Source organism: Micromonospora sp. RTP1Z1, assembly GCF_033804685.1.
In the GTDB taxonomy this organism is placed as follows: Bacteria; Actinomycetota; Actinomycetes; order Mycobacteriales; family Micromonosporaceae; genus Micromonospora.
On record NZ_JAPFQV010000076.1, the window covers coordinates 12,416 to 30,079 of the forward strand.

Consider the following 17,664-nt stretch of genomic DNA (forward strand, 5'->3'; position numbering starts at 1 on the left):
CCGCTCCCGTCAGGCCTGCGTCTTCTTCACCCGGATGGTCTTCACCGATCGCACGTTGGTCAGCTCGGCGTCCACTCCGGCCACCTGCTTCTTTAGCCGGACCGTGCCGGTGGGCGCGTCGACCACGTCCACCACCCGGGCCAGCAGCTTGGCGGTGTCGGCGTGGCCGGACTCGGTGGCCAGCTGGACCGCCCGGCCGAGCTTCGCGGTAGCGGTCTCGACGTCGCCGGCGTCCCGGGCCTTCAGCCCGTCCTGGATCGCGGCGGCCAGCTCGGCCTGGCCGGTGTAGTGCGCCACCTGCCGGTTGATCCGGGTGGAAAGCTCCTCGTCGTCGGTCCACCGGGCCAGCACGAGTCGCTCGGTGAGCACCTGACCGGCGCTGACCAGGCTGACCCGGGCGGCGAGCAGCTCCTCCCCCACCGGCTGCGGCTCCAGCTCCACCGAGACGTGATAGTCCCGGCTCTCCGCGCCCCAGGCGCCGGTCGGATAGTCGCCGATGCGGGCGCTGACGTCGGTGCGCCGGCCGGTGAGGTCTTCGACCTGCGGGAAGACCTGCTTGACGAAGCGGATCGTGGCGCCCGCCGGGCTCCACACCCGCAGTGACACGTCAGCCACCGACTTGCCCATCGCGGACGCGGTCATCGCCTGGAACGCGGCCGGCAGGTCGGCCGGGTTCTCCAAACCGTCCGCGGTGCCGAGCAGGGTGGACGCCACCTTCCGCAGCTCGTCGGCGACCCAGTCGGCGCCGACCCCTCGGCTGTCGCAGATGAACCGGCCCTCGCAGGCGTCCAGCACCCGCTGCAGATCCTCCGGCCGCTCGTGCTGGTTCTGCCCGTCGGTGAGCAGGATGGCGTGCTTCACCTCGGCCGGCTGGCTGGCGAACAGATGATTGGCCAGGTTGAGCCAGGCGCCGATGGCGGTTCCGCCCTCGGCTCGCAGCCCGGCCACCGCCGCCTTGGCCTGCGCCCGGGTCTGCGGGGAGGCGGGCACCATCCCCGGCTGCGGCGGGTAGACCATCCGGGCGTGCGCCGAGCCGGCGACGACCGCGAAGGCCACTCCGTCGCGCAGGGTGTCGATGGCGACCGCGGTGGCCCGCTTCGCCTGCTGGATCTTCGAGTGCGGCGCGGTCATCGAACCGGAGGTGTCGATCATGATCACTTGCGCCGCGCTCAGCGGGCCGGCGTTACCCCGCAGGTCCGCGCCGGAGGCGGTGACGGTGACGATCGCGTCCACGATCCGTCGTCCCGCCGGTAGGTATTCGTTCTGGTCGACCTCGGCGACGAACTCGGGTTGCCCGCTCATGCCGGTGTTCCTCCTGTCTCAGTTACCGGAAACGGCAGTACGGCGACCGCCACGTTGTCGTGGCCGCCGCCCTCCAGTGCCAGCCTGGTCAGGCCCTGCGCCACGGCCAGCGGCGTCGGCGGCAGACCGGACACCGCCGCGGCCAGGTCGTTCGCGCCCGGCAGATAGTGGTGCAGGCCGTCGGAGCAGACCACAACCCGGCCGGGACCGGTCGGACGCAGGGTGACGACCTGGGCGTCCTCGTCGTCACCGTCCGCCCCGAGCCAGCGGATCAGGGCTGGGGACCGGGGGTCCTCCTCGGCCAGCGCCGCCGGCACCGGCCGGCCGGCTGCCACCTGGGCCCGCAACGAGTCATCGAGGGTCAACAGCGCCTCGTCCGGCCCGAGCCAGTAGGCCCGGCTGTCCCCGATCCAGCTCACCGTCACCGCGTCCCCGGCGACGATCGCGGAGACGTACGTGCAGCTGGGTGGGGTGTCGCGGTCCGCGGGTCCGGCGGCGGCCCGGGCCGCGACGGCCCCCGCTCGGGCGCCCCGCCGGCTGGCCTCCGCCGGATCCGCGCCGCCCCGCAGGGCGTCCAGCAGCTCGTCGATGGCCGACTCCACTGCGGCGGTGGCGGCGGTGTCGGCGCGGGTCGAGGTGGAGACGCCGTCGCAGACCACCGCGACCGTGGCGCCGGCGAGTCGCCCGATCGCCACCGCGTCCTCGTTGCGCGGCCGGCGGGCGCGGTCCGTCACCGCCGCAAGGCCGCCGAGGTCGAGCTCGGCGTGGTCCTGGCCGACCGAGCGCCGGCGGCCGCACGAGTCGCAGTATCCGCCGCCCGGCACCCGGGCGCCACAGCCGCCGCAGTCGCCCTTGGTTGCCCGGGAGGACAACCACGGTACGACCGGCGGTGTGCCCGATCTCGGCCCCGGCAGCGGGGCCGCGGTGGCCGTCGCCTCCTCGCCGGTCTGCAGATTGCGCCCGCACGCCTCACAGAAGCGGTCCCCGGAATCGCCGGCCGGGCCGTGCTCGGGGCAGGACGGGGCCGTCATGTCAGCGTCCTCGGCCGAACGGCGTTGGCCCGGTCGACCAGCGCGATGCGGGTGGGCGGGTCGGCGGCCAACTGCGCCAGGGTGCGGTAGGCGCGTTCGAGGCCCAGCCGCAGCCCCTTCTCGTGCGGCTCATGCCCGAGCACCCGGGCGTCGGACGGCAGGGCGTGCCCGGAGGTGACCCAGGCCAGCGCCGCCTCCAGCATCTCCACCGTCAACCGGGCCTGCCGCTCGACGTCCAACCCGAGCCGCTGCAGCCGGCCGGAGGCGGCCAGCAGTTCGCCGGCGCTGGCGGGAAAACCGTCCGCCGGCAGGTTGGCCCGCACCGCGGCCACCTGAGCGGCGATGTGATGGCTGGAGCTCTCCGGCACCTGGTCGAGGACGCGCAGCGCGGCGACCCTGCCGCCCTTGGCGAGCTGGAGCCGGGCCAGCCCGAAGGCGGCGCTGATGAAGCCGTGGTCGGTCCACCAGACCCGGTCGTACAGCCGCTCGGCGAGGTCTGGATCCCCCGTGCACTCCACCGCGGCGGCCAGCGCCAGCCGGGCGGCCGGCTCGCCGGGCAGTTGGCCGTAGACGGCGTCGAACGCCACCCGCGCGTCCCCGGGACGGTTCGCGGCCAGGGCGGCGAGGCCACGGTGCCAGTCGATCCGCCAGTCGAACGGGTCGTCGGCATAGAGCCGGTTCAGCTCCGCGGCGGCGCCGGCCAGGTCGCCGCCGTCGATCCGGGCCCGCACCAGGCGCAGCGCCACCTCGACGCTGCGCACCGGGGCGTTGCGCAACTGCGCGATCAGCTCACCGGGCTGGGTTGCCGCCAGGGTGGTCAGGAAGCCGGCGCCCGGGTCGAGGATGTCCACCTGCGGCAGCGGCAGCGCGGCGGCGACCGCCGCCGGGTCGAGCCGCCGGGCGATGGCGGTCAGGCCGACCTCTCCGGCGCCGGTGCCGAACGCCCGCCGTTCCGGGGTGAACTGCCGGGACACCGCCGGCCGGGGCACGCCGTCGGCGGCCGACAGCACCTCCCGCAGCACCCCGAGGAGCTGTTCGGTCATCTCGGCCGCCGACTGGAAGCGCCGGTCCGGATCGAGGTGGGTGGCCCGGCGCAGCAGCCGGTCGTACGACTCCTCGCGGCCGAGCAGGGGGACCTCGGAGCGGTCCGGCAGCCGGTCGGCGTAGGTGCTGGCGAAGCCGCGGAAGTCGAAGCTCAGCACCGCAAGGGTCCGGCCCACGGTGTAGAGGTCCGCCGTCACCGACGGCCCCACCTCGGCGACCTCTGGAGCCTGGTAGCCGGGTGTGCCGTACACGGCGCTCACGTCGTCGTCGACCTGCCGGACCGCACCGAGGTCGATCAGTTTGAGCTGCTCCTCGGCGTGGATGACGTTGTCCGGCTTGAAGTCGCAGAACAGCAGGTTGCGGTCATGCAGGTAGCCCAACGCGGGCAGGATCTCGACGCCGTAGGCGATCACCTCGGGCAGCGGCAGCGCCCTTTCGCCAGTGGCGGCCCGCCGGCTGACCAGCATGTCCCGCAGCGACTGGCCGCCGACGTACTCCATCACGATGTAGCCGACCGGCACCCCGGTCTTCGGGTCCGGATGCTGCACGAAATCGTGGATCTTGACGATGCTCGGATGGTCGATCTCCACCAGATAGCGCCGCTCGGTCACGGCGGCGGCCATCGCGTCCGGGTCACTGGTGTTGATCAGTCCCTTGAGGACCACCCAGCGGTCGCTGACGGTGTCGCTGACGTTCCTGTCCCGGGCCAGGTAGATCCAGCCCAGCCCGCCGTAGGCGAGCGCGCCGAGCACCTCGTACCGGTCGTCGACCACGTCGCCGCGGCCGAGCCGGGGCAGGAAGGAGAACGGGGTGCCGCAGTTGGGGCAGAAGCCTTCGGCGCGGCCCGGGGTGCCGTCCCGCCCCCGGCCGACCGGCTTGTCGCATGCGATGCAGTACCGGCGGGACTCGGCCACCGTCGGTTCGGCCATCACCGCGCTGGCCGGGTCGCGCAGCGGGACCCGGGGCAGCTCGATCAGGCCGGCACCGAGGCCACCGCGGGTGGCCCCACGGCTGCGGCCGGAGCCCCGCGAGCCGGTGCGCACCGAACCGCCGCGCGCGCTGACCGGGGTCGAGGCGACGGAGGCGAGCGTCGCCGGTCCTACGCCCGACCCGGGCCGTGCCGGTCCGGTGCCGGGGGGCGGCTGCGCCGGCAGGACCCCGGCCGGGGCCTTGCGCCCGCACTCGTCGCAGTAGCCCTCCGGCCCGTAGGTGCCGGTGCAGTCGGGTCGTAGGCACCGCTGGCTCATGTCGTCCCCCGCTCGCTGAGGTCGTTGAGATACCGCTGATACGCGGACAGGGCCCGGGTCGCCGCGGGCAGATCGCACGGGCTGGAGTAGAGAAGGTCCTCGGCGGCGCGGTGCCGACGGGACAGCTCGGTGTGCTCGGCGAAGCCGAGCCGGGCCGCCTTGGCCCGGTAGGCGCCGAGGCGGCCGCGGAGCTCGGCGCGACGCCCCAGCAGCCCGTCGGCGGCATCCCGCAGCCCGGCGGCCCGCTCGACCGCCGCGACGGCGGCCCGCTCTGCCGCCGCCAGCTCGTCGGCCAGCCGGCTCCACCGTCGCTCCCGGTAAATCTGGTCGAGCTGCGCCAACTGGGCCCGTAGCGCGGGGGCGGCATCCGGTACGGCGGGCAGGCCGGTGTTGGCGATCTTTTCCCCGGCGGCGGCGCAGGCCCGGGCGGCCGCCTCCTCGCCGGCCTCGACCTCGACGACCGCGGTGCGCAGCCGTTCCGCCCGTCGCGGATAGCCGTCCCGCAGACCGACCAGCGCGTCGATCTCGCCGGCCACCGTCGCGGTCTCGGCGGCCAGCTCGCGCAGCCGGGTGTCCAGCGCGCCGGCGCCGGGGCCGCCCGGCGCCACCGCCAGCGGATCACCGGACGCCTCCCGGTAGGCGTCGGCGAGCCGCTCGTCAAGCCGGTCGAGGGCGGCGGCGGGCGCCCCGTCCGGCCCGAGCGCGTCGACGGCCGTCCGCAGCCGGGCCAGCGCCTCATTTAGCTGCCCGCACCGGACAACCAGCGCCGACCCGACCTCGTCCAGGACGGACAACCGGTCGGTGGCGTCGGCGCTGCCGGCTTCCAGCTGGCGGGCGAGCTCCATCAGCGGCAGCCGGACAGCACCCGGCGTCGCATCGTCGAGAACCATTCCGTTCGCGCCGACCGGGACCACCGGGGCACGCAGCAACCATGTGAGTTCCGCCAGCTCCTCGTTACCGGGTCGGGACCGTTGCGCCCGCAGGGTCCGGACCTGGTCCAGGACCGCGCCGAGGGCATTGAACCGGGACCAGAGCGCGTCGATGTGGGCGGTCAGGTCGGCGGCGTACCGCCCGGTCCGTCCGGTCAGGCCGGGCACCCGGACCGCCGCAAGGCCGGGGTGGTTGTCCAGGGCGTACATGGCGGCGGAGATCCGGTCGTGGGCCGCCCCCAGCGCGACGATGGCCACGTCGACCTCGTCACGGCTCAGCGGAGCCGGTGCGGTCACGCCGGTCAGTCCCGGTATCGGGCGGTCGGCGGCTGTGGGGCCGGGCCGAGCGCGGTCAGCCACCGGGTGTAGAGCCGGGTCCAGGTGCCGTCCGCCCGCAACTGGGCCAGCACCCCGTTGACGAACCGGACCAGGTCCGTGGCGTCACGGTTGATGCCGATCCCGTACGGCTCGTCGCTGAACCGTGGCCCGACCACGACCGCGTTGGGGTCCTGCGCGGCGAGCCCGGCCAGAATGCTGTCGTCGGTGGAGACGGCGGCGACCTGGTTCTGCTGGAGCATCACCAGGCAATCGGTCCAGTCCGGCACCCCGACCGGCAGCGGCTTGGCCGGTGCGGCAGCGACGTTGCGGATCGACGTGCTGCCGATCGCCGAGCAGACCTTCTGGCCACCCAGGTCGGCGATGCCGCGCACGGGCGACCCGCGGCGCACCAGGATCCGCTGGCCGGCGGTGAAGTATTCGGTGGAGAAGTTGACCTGCTGCCACCGTTCGCAGTTCATCGTCATGGTCTGTACGACGATGTCGACCGTCCCGTCCTGCAGGGACGGGATCCGGGCCGCCGAGTTCGTGGCCCTGAACTGGATCTTGGATGGATCGCCGAAGATGGCCCGGGCCACCTCGCGGGCGACGTCCACGTCGAAGCCGGTGAGCTCTCCGGTGAGCGGGGCGCGGAACCCGAACCGGTAGCTGTTCTGGTCGACACCGACGATCAGCCGGCCCCGGTGCAAAATCTGAGCCATGGTCGAGCCGGCCGGCATCTGGCCGGGTCGGGGCTGGGTGACCGCCGGACGGAGACTGGCCCGCGGATCGCAGGAGGCAGGCCCGGCGTTGGCCCCGTCCGGGATATCCGCCGGGTCCTGCACCCCGACGGGGCGGACCGGCGCGACGGCGGACGTGCCGGCCGGCAGGGTCCCGCCGCCACCGCCGCAGCCGGCCAGGCCGAGGGTCACCGTCAGCGCCACGGCCGCCGAGATCAGTCGAGAGGCGTTCATCGATACTCCGCGATTCGTCGCTGGATGCCCGCCGCGGCACCGATCAGCATCAACCCGGCCAGGACCACGACGCCGACGTCCACGCCGGACAGACCTCGACCGGCGGACCGGGCGTCGGCCTCAAACCGGTCGCTGTTACGGGTGATGGCACCGGCGAGTGTGCCGTCCAGTTCGTTGAAGATGCTCGTCGTCGCGGCGGGGTCGCTGCCGACCGCGGCGGTCACCGCCTCGGTGTACTGGCCGCTGTCGTCGAGCTGCCGCAGCTTTTGGTGTGCGGCGAGCCAGTCCCGGGCCCGCCCGGCAGCGCTGTCGGCTGCTGCCCGCGTCGGTTCGTCGGCGGCCCGGTCGGCCGCGTCCCGCAGCAGTCCGCCGCGGCCGTCCGGGCCGATCAGCCGGCCCATCACCGCGGTGTAGTCCTTGTCGAAGTCACCGCCGGCGCCGCGGGCGACCAGGGTCAGCGATTCGTCGGCACGGGCCTGTAACGCCGCGACCCGGGCCTGGACCAGCCGGTCCACCTGCGCCGAGCCGTCCCGGTCGCTGGCGTCCAGCCGGGTGCCGATGACGACCGCGGACACGCCGAGCCAGCCGACCAGCACCACCGCGGCCGCGGTCGCCCCCACCAGACCGATGTTGAACAGCCGATTGGTCCGCCGGGTGAGCCAGATCTGCGTCCGCACCAGACCGGCGATGGCCACCAGCCCGAGCAGCACGGCGATCCAGGGGAACCCGGCGCCGCCGCCGCGCGTCCGGTCCAGCTCCGCGGCGACTGACTGGTAGAGCTGCTGGGCGGCCGGCAGCATCCGCTGCCGCATCAGCCCCGACGCCTCCCGCAGATACGCCGCGCCGACCGGCAGCCCCTGCCGGTTGTAGGCGCGCGCCGTCTCGATCAGCCCGGTGTACACCGGGAGTTCGGCGGCGATCACTTCCACGGCGCCGTCCCTGGCCCCGTCTCCGGACCGCCCGGCCGCGATCACGGTCAACGCCGCCGCGGCATCGGTCACGCCCTGCTTGTAGCGGTCACGTTGCGCCGCCGGCTCCACACCGCCGGACAGGAAGGCGCTCGCCGCTGTGGCGTCCGCGTCGGACAGGGCCCGGTAGAGATTCTGAGCGGCCACCACCAGCGCGCCGCTGCGAGACGTCACGCCGTCGATCAGGTCTGACCGCTGCCGCACCCCGGTGAACCCCACCACCCCAACGACGAACCCCAGGGCGACCAGGCCGGCCAGCACGGCGGCCAGCCGGCGTGGCGTGTCCCGGAGGCCACCGACGATCCAGCCCCGCAGACCGGCCGGCCCGGCACGCCGTACACCGGTCACCGGCGGGGGGACGAGCGTCGCCGTCACCGGCACCACCCTTTCAGCACTCGCCGTGGGCGAGACGTCAACGGAATTGCTGGCCGTCAACGTACTCGCCGGGCGCAAGTTGCGGCGCCCCGGCGACAGGATGAGACGGGGGCGGTCGAACCTATCCGCGGCCGGCGCCACCGGCCCGGGCCCGGTCCGTACCTGCGCGTCCACCCGGAGACTGATGTGACCCTCACCAGCCGGACATGGTTGTCACCGTTTCCGTTGGCGGGCATGGCGGCCGTTGGCTGCGACGAGGCCGGCGTCGGGTACGTCGGCTGGTTCGGGTTCTCGAACCGGTTGCCCGCTGCGACCCACGCTGTGCAGGTGGTGCAGCGCTTGCCGGTAGGAGTCGAGGAGGGTGGTCTCGACGTAGGGCAGGCCGTGCTCGAGGCAGTAGGTGCGGACGATGGGCCGGGCGTGGCGTAGTGAAGCGCGGGGCATGCTGGGGAACAGGTGGTGTTCGATCTGGTGGTTCAGGCCGCCGAGCAGGAAGTCGATCAGCCAGTTGCCACGGACGTTGCGGGAGGTGAGGACCTGGCGGCGAAGAAAGTCCGTGTCGTCGTCTTCCGTGAGGATCGGCATGCCCTTGTGGTTGGGGGCGAAGGCACATCCCAGGTACGCCCCGAAAAGGCCCTGCTGAACGACGACGAAGACCAACGCCCGCAGCGGGGACAACACCGCGACGACCGCGGTGAGGTACGCGGCGGCGTGCAGCCCGAGCAACAGCGCCTCCCGGCCACGCTCACGATACGTGGACCGCGACAACGCCCGGACGCTGGCCACGTGGAGGGAGAGGGCCTCGAGCAGCAGCATCGGAAAGAACAGGAGGCCCTGGTAGCGGGCGAGCAGCCGTCCAGCACCGCGCCGCGCACGGGCCTGTGTGACTGTGAACACGATGGCTTCGCCCGAGATATCGGGGTCGAGGCCCTCCTGGTTGGGGTGGGCGTGGTGGCGGTGGTGTTTGTCGACCCACCAGCCGAAGGCCAGCCCGATCGCCAGGTTGCCGTGCGACAGCCCGACCAGTTGGTTGGCGCGTCGGGATCGGAAGATCTGCCGGTGGCCGGCGTCGTGGCCGAGGAACCCGGTCTGGGTGAAGACCACGGCCAGGAACGCCGCGGTGACCAGTTGCCACCACGAGTCCCCCAGCAGCACGAAGACCGTCCAGCCGGCGACAACCAACGCGGCGTTGATTGCGATCTTGATCACGTAGTAGGTCGGGCGCAGGTCGAGCAGGCCTGCCTGCCGCACCCGGGTCAAAAGCTCGGCATAATCGCTGCCGCGACGGCGCTGCGACCCTGGCCGCACCTGCGCGATGGTCGAATCGATGCTGCTCACGAATCCTCCCGGTAATCGACGCTCAGCACGCCGCCGGGGTCTGGAGCAAACGCTTCCCTCAGCCTACTCCGCCACCCGTACGGCAGATCTGAACGACGCGACCAAACGCCCGGCCGGACGGCGAGTATGCGGACGAGGGCTCCGGGGGCTCGGCCTAGCGTGGTCATCTGCCAGAGGTCGGCCGGCGGGCGCGTTCCTGTGAGCGTCTGATCTCCGCTTCGGCTTCCGTCCGGCCGGCCCAGATCCCGCGTTCGACGTCGACGCTTTTGCCCGGCTCCAGGTCCTTGTACACCGCGAAGAAGTGTTGGATCTCGAGCTTGTGGAAGTGTTCCAGATCCGTGATGTCACCGAGGTACGCGAGGCGGGGGTCAGCCGAGGGCACGCACAGCACCTTCGGGTCAGGCCCCTTCTCGTCCCGCATCCGGAACATGCCGACGGCCCGGCATCGGATGAGGCAGCCGGGAAAGGTCGGTTCCTGTACCAGTACCAGCGCGTCGAGGGGGTCGGTGTCTTCACCGAGGGTGTCTTCGATGAAACCGTAGTCGGCCGGGTACTGAGTAGCGGTGAACAGGGTGCGGTCCAACCGGATCCGACCGGTCTGGCGATCCATCTCGTACTTGTTGCGTGTTCCCTTGGGGACCTCGATGGTGACGTCGAACTCCATGCGGCTGCTCCGCCCTTCGGACCTCAGTCTCCGACCGGCTATCGGCCTGGTCGGTGATGAACACGGCGATCTCGCTGCCATGCAAGTGTTCGAAACACTGATAAACGACATGGGTCAGTAGTTGTAACGGCTGGTTCGGCGGGGCGAACGCAGGCACCCCGAGAGTGTTCCGCCGCGGTGGGGGGTCCGCCGGCATTCGACCGATGCGGGACCGTTGTGGTAGGTCAGTTCGCCCAGGAGGGAGGTGAGTTCAACAGAGGTAGGAGCAGAGCGAGGACCAAGAGCAGTTCCCGGATGCGGCCGGCGCGGCGGCGTATGACGCGCCGGATCCGTTCGCGGCGCATTTCGCGCGGCCGCGCGAGCAGCTGGGCCAGCAGCCACCAGGCGGCGAGCGCCAGGAAGAAGTTCAGGGCGAGAGGACCACCCCCCGCAGGTGGAACAGGCTGGCCACCCGCTTCCCGACCGGGTCGCTGCGGTAGCCGGTTGGTACCTGGTCAGCGGCCACCTAACAGCGTTGTAAGCAGCAACGGCAGGAGCAGGACGGTCACGAGCAGAATGACGGAAGACTCGGTCGTGACGGACGGATCAACTGGCATCGAGGTCCTCTCGTGATCTTTGACGCTCTCCTCCGGCCGACCGGATGCGACCGGGACGGCGGCCCGTCAGCTGGGCATTCCGACCCTAAGCTGGGCCAGGGAACGCTTCAGCAGCCGGGACACGTGCATCTGCGATATTCCGACTTCGGTGGCGATCCGCGCCTGGGTCATGTGGCGGTAGAACCGCATGGTGAGAATCCGACGCTCACGCAGGGAAAGGGCGGCGAGTAACGGCGGTAGTGTCAGGTGATCGTCCACGCCCGCGTAGCCGGGATCGAAGGCGCCGATGAGTTCGATGGTCTCGATGTCGTCGGCACCGCAGTGGGGCGCGTTGAGGGATGCCAGGCGGTAGGCCTGCGATGCGGTAAGGGCGGCCAGGATTTCGTCGACGCTCACTTCCAGGTGGTCGGCGAGTTCCGCGGTGGTCGGGTGGTGGCCCTGTCGCTGTGTGAGTTCGCCCGTGGCGGCTCGCACTCTGCTGTTCAGCTCCTGGGCTCGGCGCGGTACCCGCATCGCCCATGTCGTGTCGCGGAAGTGCCGGCGGAGGGCGCCGAGGATGGTCGGGACCGCGTAGCCGGAGAACGGTACGCCTCGGCTGACGTCGAAACCATCAACGGCCTTGACCAGGGCGAGAGCCGCGACCTGCGCCAGGTCGTCGTAGGGCTCTCCGCGTCCGGTGTATCGGCGGGCCAGTCGGCTGGCCATCGGCAGGTCAGCCTCGATGATCCGGGCCCGGAGCCTCGCGTGATCGGGATGTCGCCGGTCAGGGCGGCAAGTCGACCGACCACCGGAAGGAGGCGCTCCAACGGCATCGGCCTGAGCCGGCGGTCAGCCGGGTTGCTTGACTACCGCTCCCGGCGCGAGCTGCTCGGAACCGTCGACGATCGCCTGGGACAGTTCGGACAGCCGCCGGTTGTGGCTGCGGGCACCGTCGCGCAGCAGCGCGAAGGCCTCACCCACGTCCACGTGGAGGCGCTCGGCGAGCACACCCTTAGCCTGCTCGATCAGGACTCGGCTGTTGAGTGCGGTCTGCAGCTGTTCGGTGAGGATCTCGCGGCGGTGGACGGCGCGTTGCTGGAGCAGGCCGATGGTGGCCACGTCGGCCAGGGCCTGACCGATGCGGAGCTTGCCTTCGTCGAGTGCGCCCGGGTGGGTGTCGAAGAGGTTCAGCGCGCCGATCACCTCGGAGCGCAGGCGCATGGGTAGGGCGTGTACCGCGGCGAACCCGACTTCGGCTGCGGCGGCGGTGAACCGCGGCCATCGGCCGGCGGCGGCCAGGTCGACCACCGACACGGGCTGGCCGGTACGGAAGCAGTCCACACACGGACCCTGGTCGGTCTGCAGCTGGAACAGCTCCAGCAGCCTCGTGCGTTCGGAGGAGGCGGCCACCACCTGCAGGGTGTCCTGCTGGTCGGTCAGCAGCAACCCGGCCGCCGAGATGCCCAGCAGCTCGACACACCGTTCGGTCAGCACGTGCAGGAACTCGAGCACGTCGAAATCGTCGACGAGCGTGTCGGCCATTTCCACGAACACGTCGGCTAGCTGACTCTCGGCCATGTCACTCACCCTGGTCATACCATAGTCCCGCCGGTTCTCCGGCGGTACGGGGCCGTGGTCCGCGCCGCCGCGTCCCGCCGGCCGGGGTCCGGCTCTCACCCGGCCTCGCCATCCCGTGCGTCGTCGGTGGAGTCGAAACGCAGGCGGCGGGCTACCACGTCACCTGCCACATCCCGCAGGCGCCGGCCGTGGGAGTAGGCGAAGGCGCGTAACCGGATCAGCGCCACCGCCGCGGTCACCCCCAACTGGACCGTGAGCATCCCCGTGGCCTGGTGCACCTCGGGATGCTGCAGACCGGCCTGCTCGGGCCAACGCTCGTCCCGGTCCGGCCGCGCGCCATCGAGCAGCACCGCGCACGCCGTGTCAGCCAACACTAGGGCGTCGGCCAGCTGCTCGCCGTCGAGGCCGCCAGACCGCGCACGGTAGAGGTCCAGTACACCGAGACGGATCCCGCCGACCTGGAGCGGCAGCGCGAACACCGCACGGTCCCCGGCGAGCGCCGCCGCCGGGGCGAACGCCGGCCAGCGGGCCAGGCACTCCGGCGCCGCCAGATCGGCGACCAGTTCCGGGCCGCCGGTGATCGCGTCCACGCACGGACCCTCACCGAGGGTCAGGGCCAGCTCCTCCAGCTCCGACGCGATCCGGTCACTGGCACACAGCACCTCCCGTGGGGTGGTGCGCAGCGTCACCGCGACAGCGGCAGAGTCGACGCCGGCGACCGCCACCGACGCGGCGCAGACGTGCTCGACCGCGACCATCCCGCCCCGGGCCACGTCCACGACCAGGGCCCACAGCCGGATTCTGCGATCGGAGTTCATCGGTTCGCCGTACCGGGATCGGCCCCGCGACCACAATCGGACGCGGTCAGTCGGAGCACAGGCACGCGGGTGCGAGAAGCGACTCGCAAGCGGGGACGGGTCCCGCTGATTCGCTCGTCCAAGACTGGCTCCGACCCGGGTCGTCCGAAGCGGACATATGCCGTGCGGATGACCGGGGTCCCGGGCGACGCTCTCACCGTACTCCTGAGCGGCGCCCCTGCGTGGCGGGCACCCGGCGACCTGGGCCGCGAAGGCGGTAGCCGACACGATCAGCGGCAGGCACGCAGAAGCGTACGATGGTAGCTGTCGCTCGGGACCCCGGTGGCCGACAGTTCGCCGCTGGCGGACGCACCCCACCGATCGAGGTTGCCGTGTTGGCCGCCCGACGCACGACATCAACCGGTCACGTCGCCGGCCTCCTCGTGCGCCCCCTGGGCCCGACCCGTCCCGTCGCACCGGCGTTCCGGACTGGGACACCGCGTCACACGCCCGCCATCGCCCATGCCTGCGCTGGCTCCTCACGGCATTCAGGCATGTCAGCTGCTGTTTGGAAGGCGGCGGTTTGTGATGACCGCACCCCGCAACCATCCTGACCCGGTTCCCCCGATTAACGGCCGCGACGGCACCGACGCCGCTTCCTGGCCCACGCCGGACCGACCGGCGGCGGCACGGTCCCGGATGGGCGGCCTGTGGGTCGCCGCCGTGGTGTTCGCGTTCGTGCTCCTGCTGCTCCTGATCTTCGTGCTGCAGAACGGCCAGCGTGCCGAGGTGTCGTTCCTCGGCGCGCACGGACACCTGCCCATGGGCGTTGCCCTGCTGCTAGCCGCGGTCTTCGGGATCCTGCTCGTCGCCCTCCCCGGCACGGCCCGCATCGTGCAGCTCCGGATGCTGCAACGCGGTCCCGCCGGAAACCCCGACGCCCGACCCAGGCCCGGTCCGCTCTCCCCGACGGTGACCAGCACCGCCCGCGTTACGCCGCCGCGTACATACCGCCAGGACAGGTGAGCCATGCCCACCGCCGTGATCCCCCCGTCGCCGCCCTCCCGGCCCCGACTGTCCCTCGCTCCCACCAGGGGCCGGGCGGTCCTGGACGGCGGATGGTGGCCGCGTTCCTGGGACCCGGTGGCCGAACTCCCCGGCCTCGTCCTCGCCCTGACCGAACGCCATGGCCGGATCCGGCACATCATGCTCAACATCCACACCTGGGACAGCCGGATCCGCCGGTTGGCCGTCGGGCCGGACGTGGTCCGGATCGGCTGGTTCGACACCCTCGACCCCGCCCTGCTGGTCGCCACCACCGGCCGCGACGACCAGGTCGACCTGCTCGTCGTGCCACCCGGCACGACACCCGAGGCAGCCGAGCGGGCCATGGCCACCGCCGCCGATCCGACCAACCTCAGGCACGCACCCGACATCCCCACCGCCGGACCGACCCCGCAGGACGCGACAACGACGACCAGCTCCGACGCGTACGCGGTGTGGGACAACGAGGGCGGCAGCCCCGCGTCGGCTGGAATCCACCGAGGCCACACCGAATCCACCACCCGTCCCCGCACTGAGCCCGCATGAACGCTCTGGAGACAACCATCGTGATCGCGATCGTGGCGATCGGCATCATCGGCCTCATCACCGCCGCCCGGGCGGTGCGCGTCGTCCAGCAGTCCGAACGCGGGGTGGTCTTCCGCTTCGGCCGGGTGCAGGAGGGCAGCCGCAGCCCGGGGCTGACCTCATCGTCCCCGGCGTCGACCGGCTGGTGAAGGTCAACCTGCAGATCACCACCCTCAGCGTTCCCACCCAGGACGGCATCACCCGCGACAACGTCTCCGTACGCGTCGACGCGGTCGTCTACTTCCGCGTCGTCGACCCCGTCAAGGCTCTGGTGAACGTGCAGAGCGTTCTTTTGAGCCGTATCCCAGGTTGCCCAGACCTCGCTGCGCGCGGTGATCGGCCGCGCCGAGCTCGACGAGTTGCTCTCCGACCGGGACAAGCGGTCCATGTCCCGCCAGGCGGAGACCGAACGCGAACGCCGCGCCCGGGTCATCGCCGCGGACGGCGAATACCAGGCTGCCACCAAACTCGCCCAGGCCGCCGCCACAATGGCCGCCGACCCCGCCGCCCTGCAACTGCGACTGCTGCAGACAGTCGTGGAGGTCGCCGCCGAGAAGAACAGCACCCTCGTCATGCCGTTCCCCGTCGAACTCCTGCGCTTCCTGGACCGCGTCACGCCCGCCGTGAGCACGCCGGCGCCGGTCGTCGCGGCCCGGCCGCGGGCCCCCGAAGACCGTGACGATGCCGGACGTGCGACGCGTGACCAGCGAGCCCGATCCCGAGGCCACGCCGATTCCGGTGGGCTGACCGGACGTGGCACCCGCCCGGTGACCGCCCCCCGGTCACCGGGCCGGCACCGGTGGGATCGGCTACAACCCGGGTGCTCGCCAACCCCGGGATGGGATGTGCGGCGACGACGGCTGGCAGCGAGCCGCGAGCCGCGAGCCAGTTGGCGGCAAGCGGCAGGCAGTCAATCAGTCGGTCGGTGTGTGGAAGGAAGTTCTAGCGTGTGCCGGCGGTTCGGTTCCCAGCGCGACGGCGAGTTCACGACCGAGGAGATCGTCATAGGCGGTGCCGAGGGCCGGCGCAGGGCCGTTGATCTCGCGGAGCCGGTCTGCGGCCCGGCGAGCGGCGATGGCGGTCACCCAGGCGGTGCCGTCGAGCTGGCGGGAGGCGGGCATCGGCGCGAGCCGCCACACCTCGACGAACACCGCCCGGGTCACCGCCACGGCGAGCGCCGGGCTGTCGAGGCTCTCACACACCTGAGCGAAGACGGCGCGGACAAGACGACGGTAGAAACGGCGGAAAGCGGCCTGGTCGCGGTCGGCGATCCGCTTGACGAGATCATTGACGGACTCAGTACCCGGCACGACGTAGAGGCGTGGGACAGCCATCCGATGCTCCTGGTGGTGTGCCTACGGTTGGGGCACCGCCAGGGACCAGGGCAGCTACGCGTCCCTCACCCTAGGCCACCGGTCAAACCACGGAGCGCTCCGTTGTCCAGCTTCCGCAGCGGCGGCGCGCGTATTTCATCCTATTAGGCCGAGAAGCGCCGTTATTGTTAGGTGTGGCCGCGTCTGAGTTCATCCGGCTGGCGAAATTTCGCCACCGAAGGGTGCCACCGATTCCCGCTAGCCTGCGGTCGACCAGCCGGTGACGACCAACCGAGCGGTGGGGCTGGCGCGCAAGGGCGAGGGTCCGCAGCGAGCGACCCTGCTGGAGTTGCTTCTTGATCTGGTATTCGTCGCCGCACTCGCTCTGACTTCACAGACGCTGGCCAGGAATCTCGACTGGGGCGGCATTTTTCAAACCCTGGTGCTGCTGATGGCGATCTGGTGGGTCTGGTCCGTCACCGCACTGGCAACCGACCTCTACCATCCACAGCGGCCGCCCATCTTTCTCATGACGCTCTGGGTCATGCTCGGCACCATCCTGATGGCTGCTGCACTGCCCGCAGCCTTCTCCGACCACGCCATGGTGTTCGTGAGCGCGTACGTGGCGATTCACGTTGGCCGCGGCATCTTCCTGGCGTCCGCGCTCCACGGCCGCCAGGCGCAACTACACGCCGGGCGGTTCATCTTCTGGTTTGTTGTCTCCGCCGTACCGTGGCTCACTGGCGGCCTGGTGGAAGGCGCGGCGCGCGGCCTACTGTGGTCGGCAGCGCTCGCCATCGATTACGGAACAGCCTGGCGTCGTTACCCCACGCCCCGACTCGGTCGGGTGCCCACGTCACAGTACGAGGTGGCAGCCGACCACCTGGCCGAGCGCTACCAGCAGTTCTTCACCCTCGCCCTCGGCGATCTCATCCTCGTCACCACTCTGACCTACGCCGATAACAGGTTCACGGCCGACCGGACCGGGGCGCTCCTGGTCGCGTTCGCCACGACCGTGCTGCTGTGGCAGATCTACGTCCACCGCGCCGGGGCGTTGCTACAAGCAGCCATCGAAGCCTCCCACGACCCGGGTCGATTCGTGAGGTCCGCACCGTACACCCACCTGCTCATGGTGGCCGGCGTGGTCGTCGCCGCCGCCGGTTTCGCATTCGTCATCGCCCATCCCACCGAGGACACCACGCCCGGGCTGGTCAGCGTCGTTTTCGGCGGACCCGCGTTGTTCCTGGCCGGGCGGGCCCGATTCGAATACGAGGTATTCAGCCGGGTGTCGCCGTCCCGGCTGGTCGGGCTGCTCGTGCTGGCCGTCGCGGCACCCGCGATGGTGCTCGTACCCCCACTGGTGGTCGCCGTCGTGGGCACCCTCGTACTGGCCGGGATCGCCGTCGCGGACGCCGTTCGCGCCCATGGAGGCCCGCCCGAGCCACCATCACCCGCCCTCTAGTACGGCAGCCGCCAATGGCTAGTTGACCAGGGCGTATGCGCGGCTGAGTCGGGTGCGTTGGTGGAACCAGCGTGAGCGGGCTTGGTGGCGGCGGCGCCAGGTGCTCCAGTGGTGGGCGTGGTC

14 protein-coding genes and 2 pseudogenes are annotated in these 17,664 nt (G+C 71.5%); 4 read left to right on the plus strand and 12 right to left on the minus strand.

Translation table 11 applies throughout. From position 1 onward, the window contains the following. Nucleotides 1-9: 9 nt before the first annotated feature. The 11 genes and pseudogenes from SLP03_RS27595 to SLP03_RS27645 all read right to left on the minus strand — a co-directional run bounded on the left by SLP03_RS27595 (nt 10) and on the right by SLP03_RS27645 (nt 13,158). On the minus strand, nt 10-1,302 hold the full coding sequence (locus tag SLP03_RS27595) for a VWA domain-containing protein (RefSeq protein WP_319463563.1): 1,293 nt from the start codon (nt 1,300-1,302) through the stop codon (nt 10-12). After that, entirely contained in the window at nt 1,299-2,333 is a 1,035-nt protein-coding gene (locus SLP03_RS27600; protein ID WP_319463564.1) for a PP2C family protein-serine/threonine phosphatase, read from the minus strand. The genes SLP03_RS27595 and SLP03_RS27600 overlap by 4 nt, the downstream gene beginning before the upstream one ends. Then, the gene (locus SLP03_RS27605) at nt 2,330-4,624 is read right to left on the minus strand and encodes a serine/threonine-protein kinase (RefSeq protein WP_319463565.1); all 2,295 of its coding nucleotides are present in this window, start codon (nt 4,622-4,624) and stop codon (nt 2,330-2,332) included. The genes SLP03_RS27600 and SLP03_RS27605 overlap by 4 nt, the downstream gene beginning before the upstream one ends. Further along, nucleotides 4,621-5,850, minus strand: a complete 1,230-nt coding sequence (locus SLP03_RS27610; RefSeq protein WP_319463566.1) for a hypothetical protein — start codon at nt 5,848-5,850, stop codon at nt 4,621-4,623. The genes SLP03_RS27605 and SLP03_RS27610 overlap by 4 nt, the downstream gene beginning before the upstream one ends. A 5-nt stretch (nt 5,851-5,855) precedes the next feature. Continuing rightward, entirely contained in the window at nt 5,856-6,842 is a 987-nt protein-coding gene (locus SLP03_RS27615) for a glutamate ABC transporter substrate-binding protein (RefSeq protein WP_319463567.1), read from the minus strand. Then, entirely contained in the window at nt 6,839-8,185 is a 1,347-nt protein-coding gene (locus SLP03_RS27620) for a hypothetical protein (RefSeq protein ID WP_319463568.1), read from the minus strand. Before SLP03_RS27620 ends, SLP03_RS27615 begins: the two co-directional genes overlap by 4 nt. A gap of 213 nt (nt 8,186-8,398) precedes the next feature. Then, the gene (locus SLP03_RS27625; protein WP_319463569.1) at nt 8,399-9,523 is read right to left on the minus strand and encodes an acyl-CoA desaturase; all 1,125 of its coding nucleotides are present in this window, start codon (nt 9,521-9,523) and stop codon (nt 8,399-8,401) included. Between the two features lie 163 nt (nt 9,524-9,686). Continuing rightward, the gene (locus tag SLP03_RS27630; protein WP_319463570.1) at nt 9,687-10,187 is read right to left on the minus strand and encodes an inorganic diphosphatase; all 501 of its coding nucleotides are present in this window, start codon (nt 10,185-10,187) and stop codon (nt 9,687-9,689) included. Nucleotides 10,188-10,849: 662 nt separating this feature from the next. Next, nucleotides 10,850-11,515 (minus strand): annotated as a pseudogene (locus tag SLP03_RS27635) (SigB/SigF/SigG family RNA polymerase sigma factor); the annotation flags it as partial. 96 nt (nt 11,516-11,611) lie between these two features. Next, entirely contained in the window at nt 11,612-12,340 is a 729-nt protein-coding gene (locus SLP03_RS27640) for a GAF and ANTAR domain-containing protein (RefSeq protein ID WP_319463571.1), read from the minus strand. A gap of 95 nt (nt 12,341-12,435) precedes the next feature. Beyond that, nucleotides 12,436-13,158: an ANTAR domain-containing protein gene (locus tag SLP03_RS27645; protein WP_319463572.1), complete on the minus strand. Its 723-nt coding sequence runs from the start codon at nt 13,156-13,158 to the stop codon at nt 12,436-12,438. Nucleotides 13,159-13,725: 567 nt separating this feature from the next. On the opposite strand from SLP03_RS27645, the gene SLP03_RS27650 reads away from it, so the two are divergent. The 3 genes and pseudogenes from SLP03_RS27650 to SLP03_RS27660 form a co-directional block, all read left to right on the plus strand. Continuing rightward, nucleotides 13,726-14,163: a lipopolysaccharide assembly LapA domain-containing protein gene (locus SLP03_RS27650; protein WP_319463573.1), complete on the plus strand. Its 438-nt coding sequence runs from the start codon at nt 13,726-13,728 to the stop codon at nt 14,161-14,163. A 3-nt stretch (nt 14,164-14,166) separates the two neighbouring features. After that, entirely contained in the window at nt 14,167-14,727 is a 561-nt protein-coding gene (locus SLP03_RS27655; RefSeq protein ID WP_319463574.1) for a DUF5994 family protein, read from the plus strand. Beyond that, nucleotides 14,724-15,467 (plus strand): annotated as a pseudogene (locus SLP03_RS27660) (SPFH domain-containing protein); the annotation flags it as partial. The gene SLP03_RS27655 and the pseudogene SLP03_RS27660, both read left to right, overlap by 4 nt. Before the next feature lie 213 nt (nt 15,468-15,680). Here the strand turns inward: SLP03_RS27660 and SLP03_RS27665 are convergent. Then, nucleotides 15,681-16,100, minus strand: a complete 420-nt coding sequence (locus SLP03_RS27665; protein WP_319463578.1) for a hypothetical protein — start codon at nt 16,098-16,100, stop codon at nt 15,681-15,683. A gap of 259 nt (nt 16,101-16,359) precedes the next feature. Here SLP03_RS27665 and SLP03_RS27670 point away from each other — a divergent pair, with 259 nt between their 5' ends. Then, the gene (locus tag SLP03_RS27670; protein WP_319463575.1) at nt 16,360-17,541 is read left to right on the plus strand and encodes a low temperature requirement protein A; all 1,182 of its coding nucleotides are present in this window, start codon (nt 16,360-16,362) and stop codon (nt 17,539-17,541) included. Nucleotides 17,542-17,664: the final 123 nt, after the last annotated feature.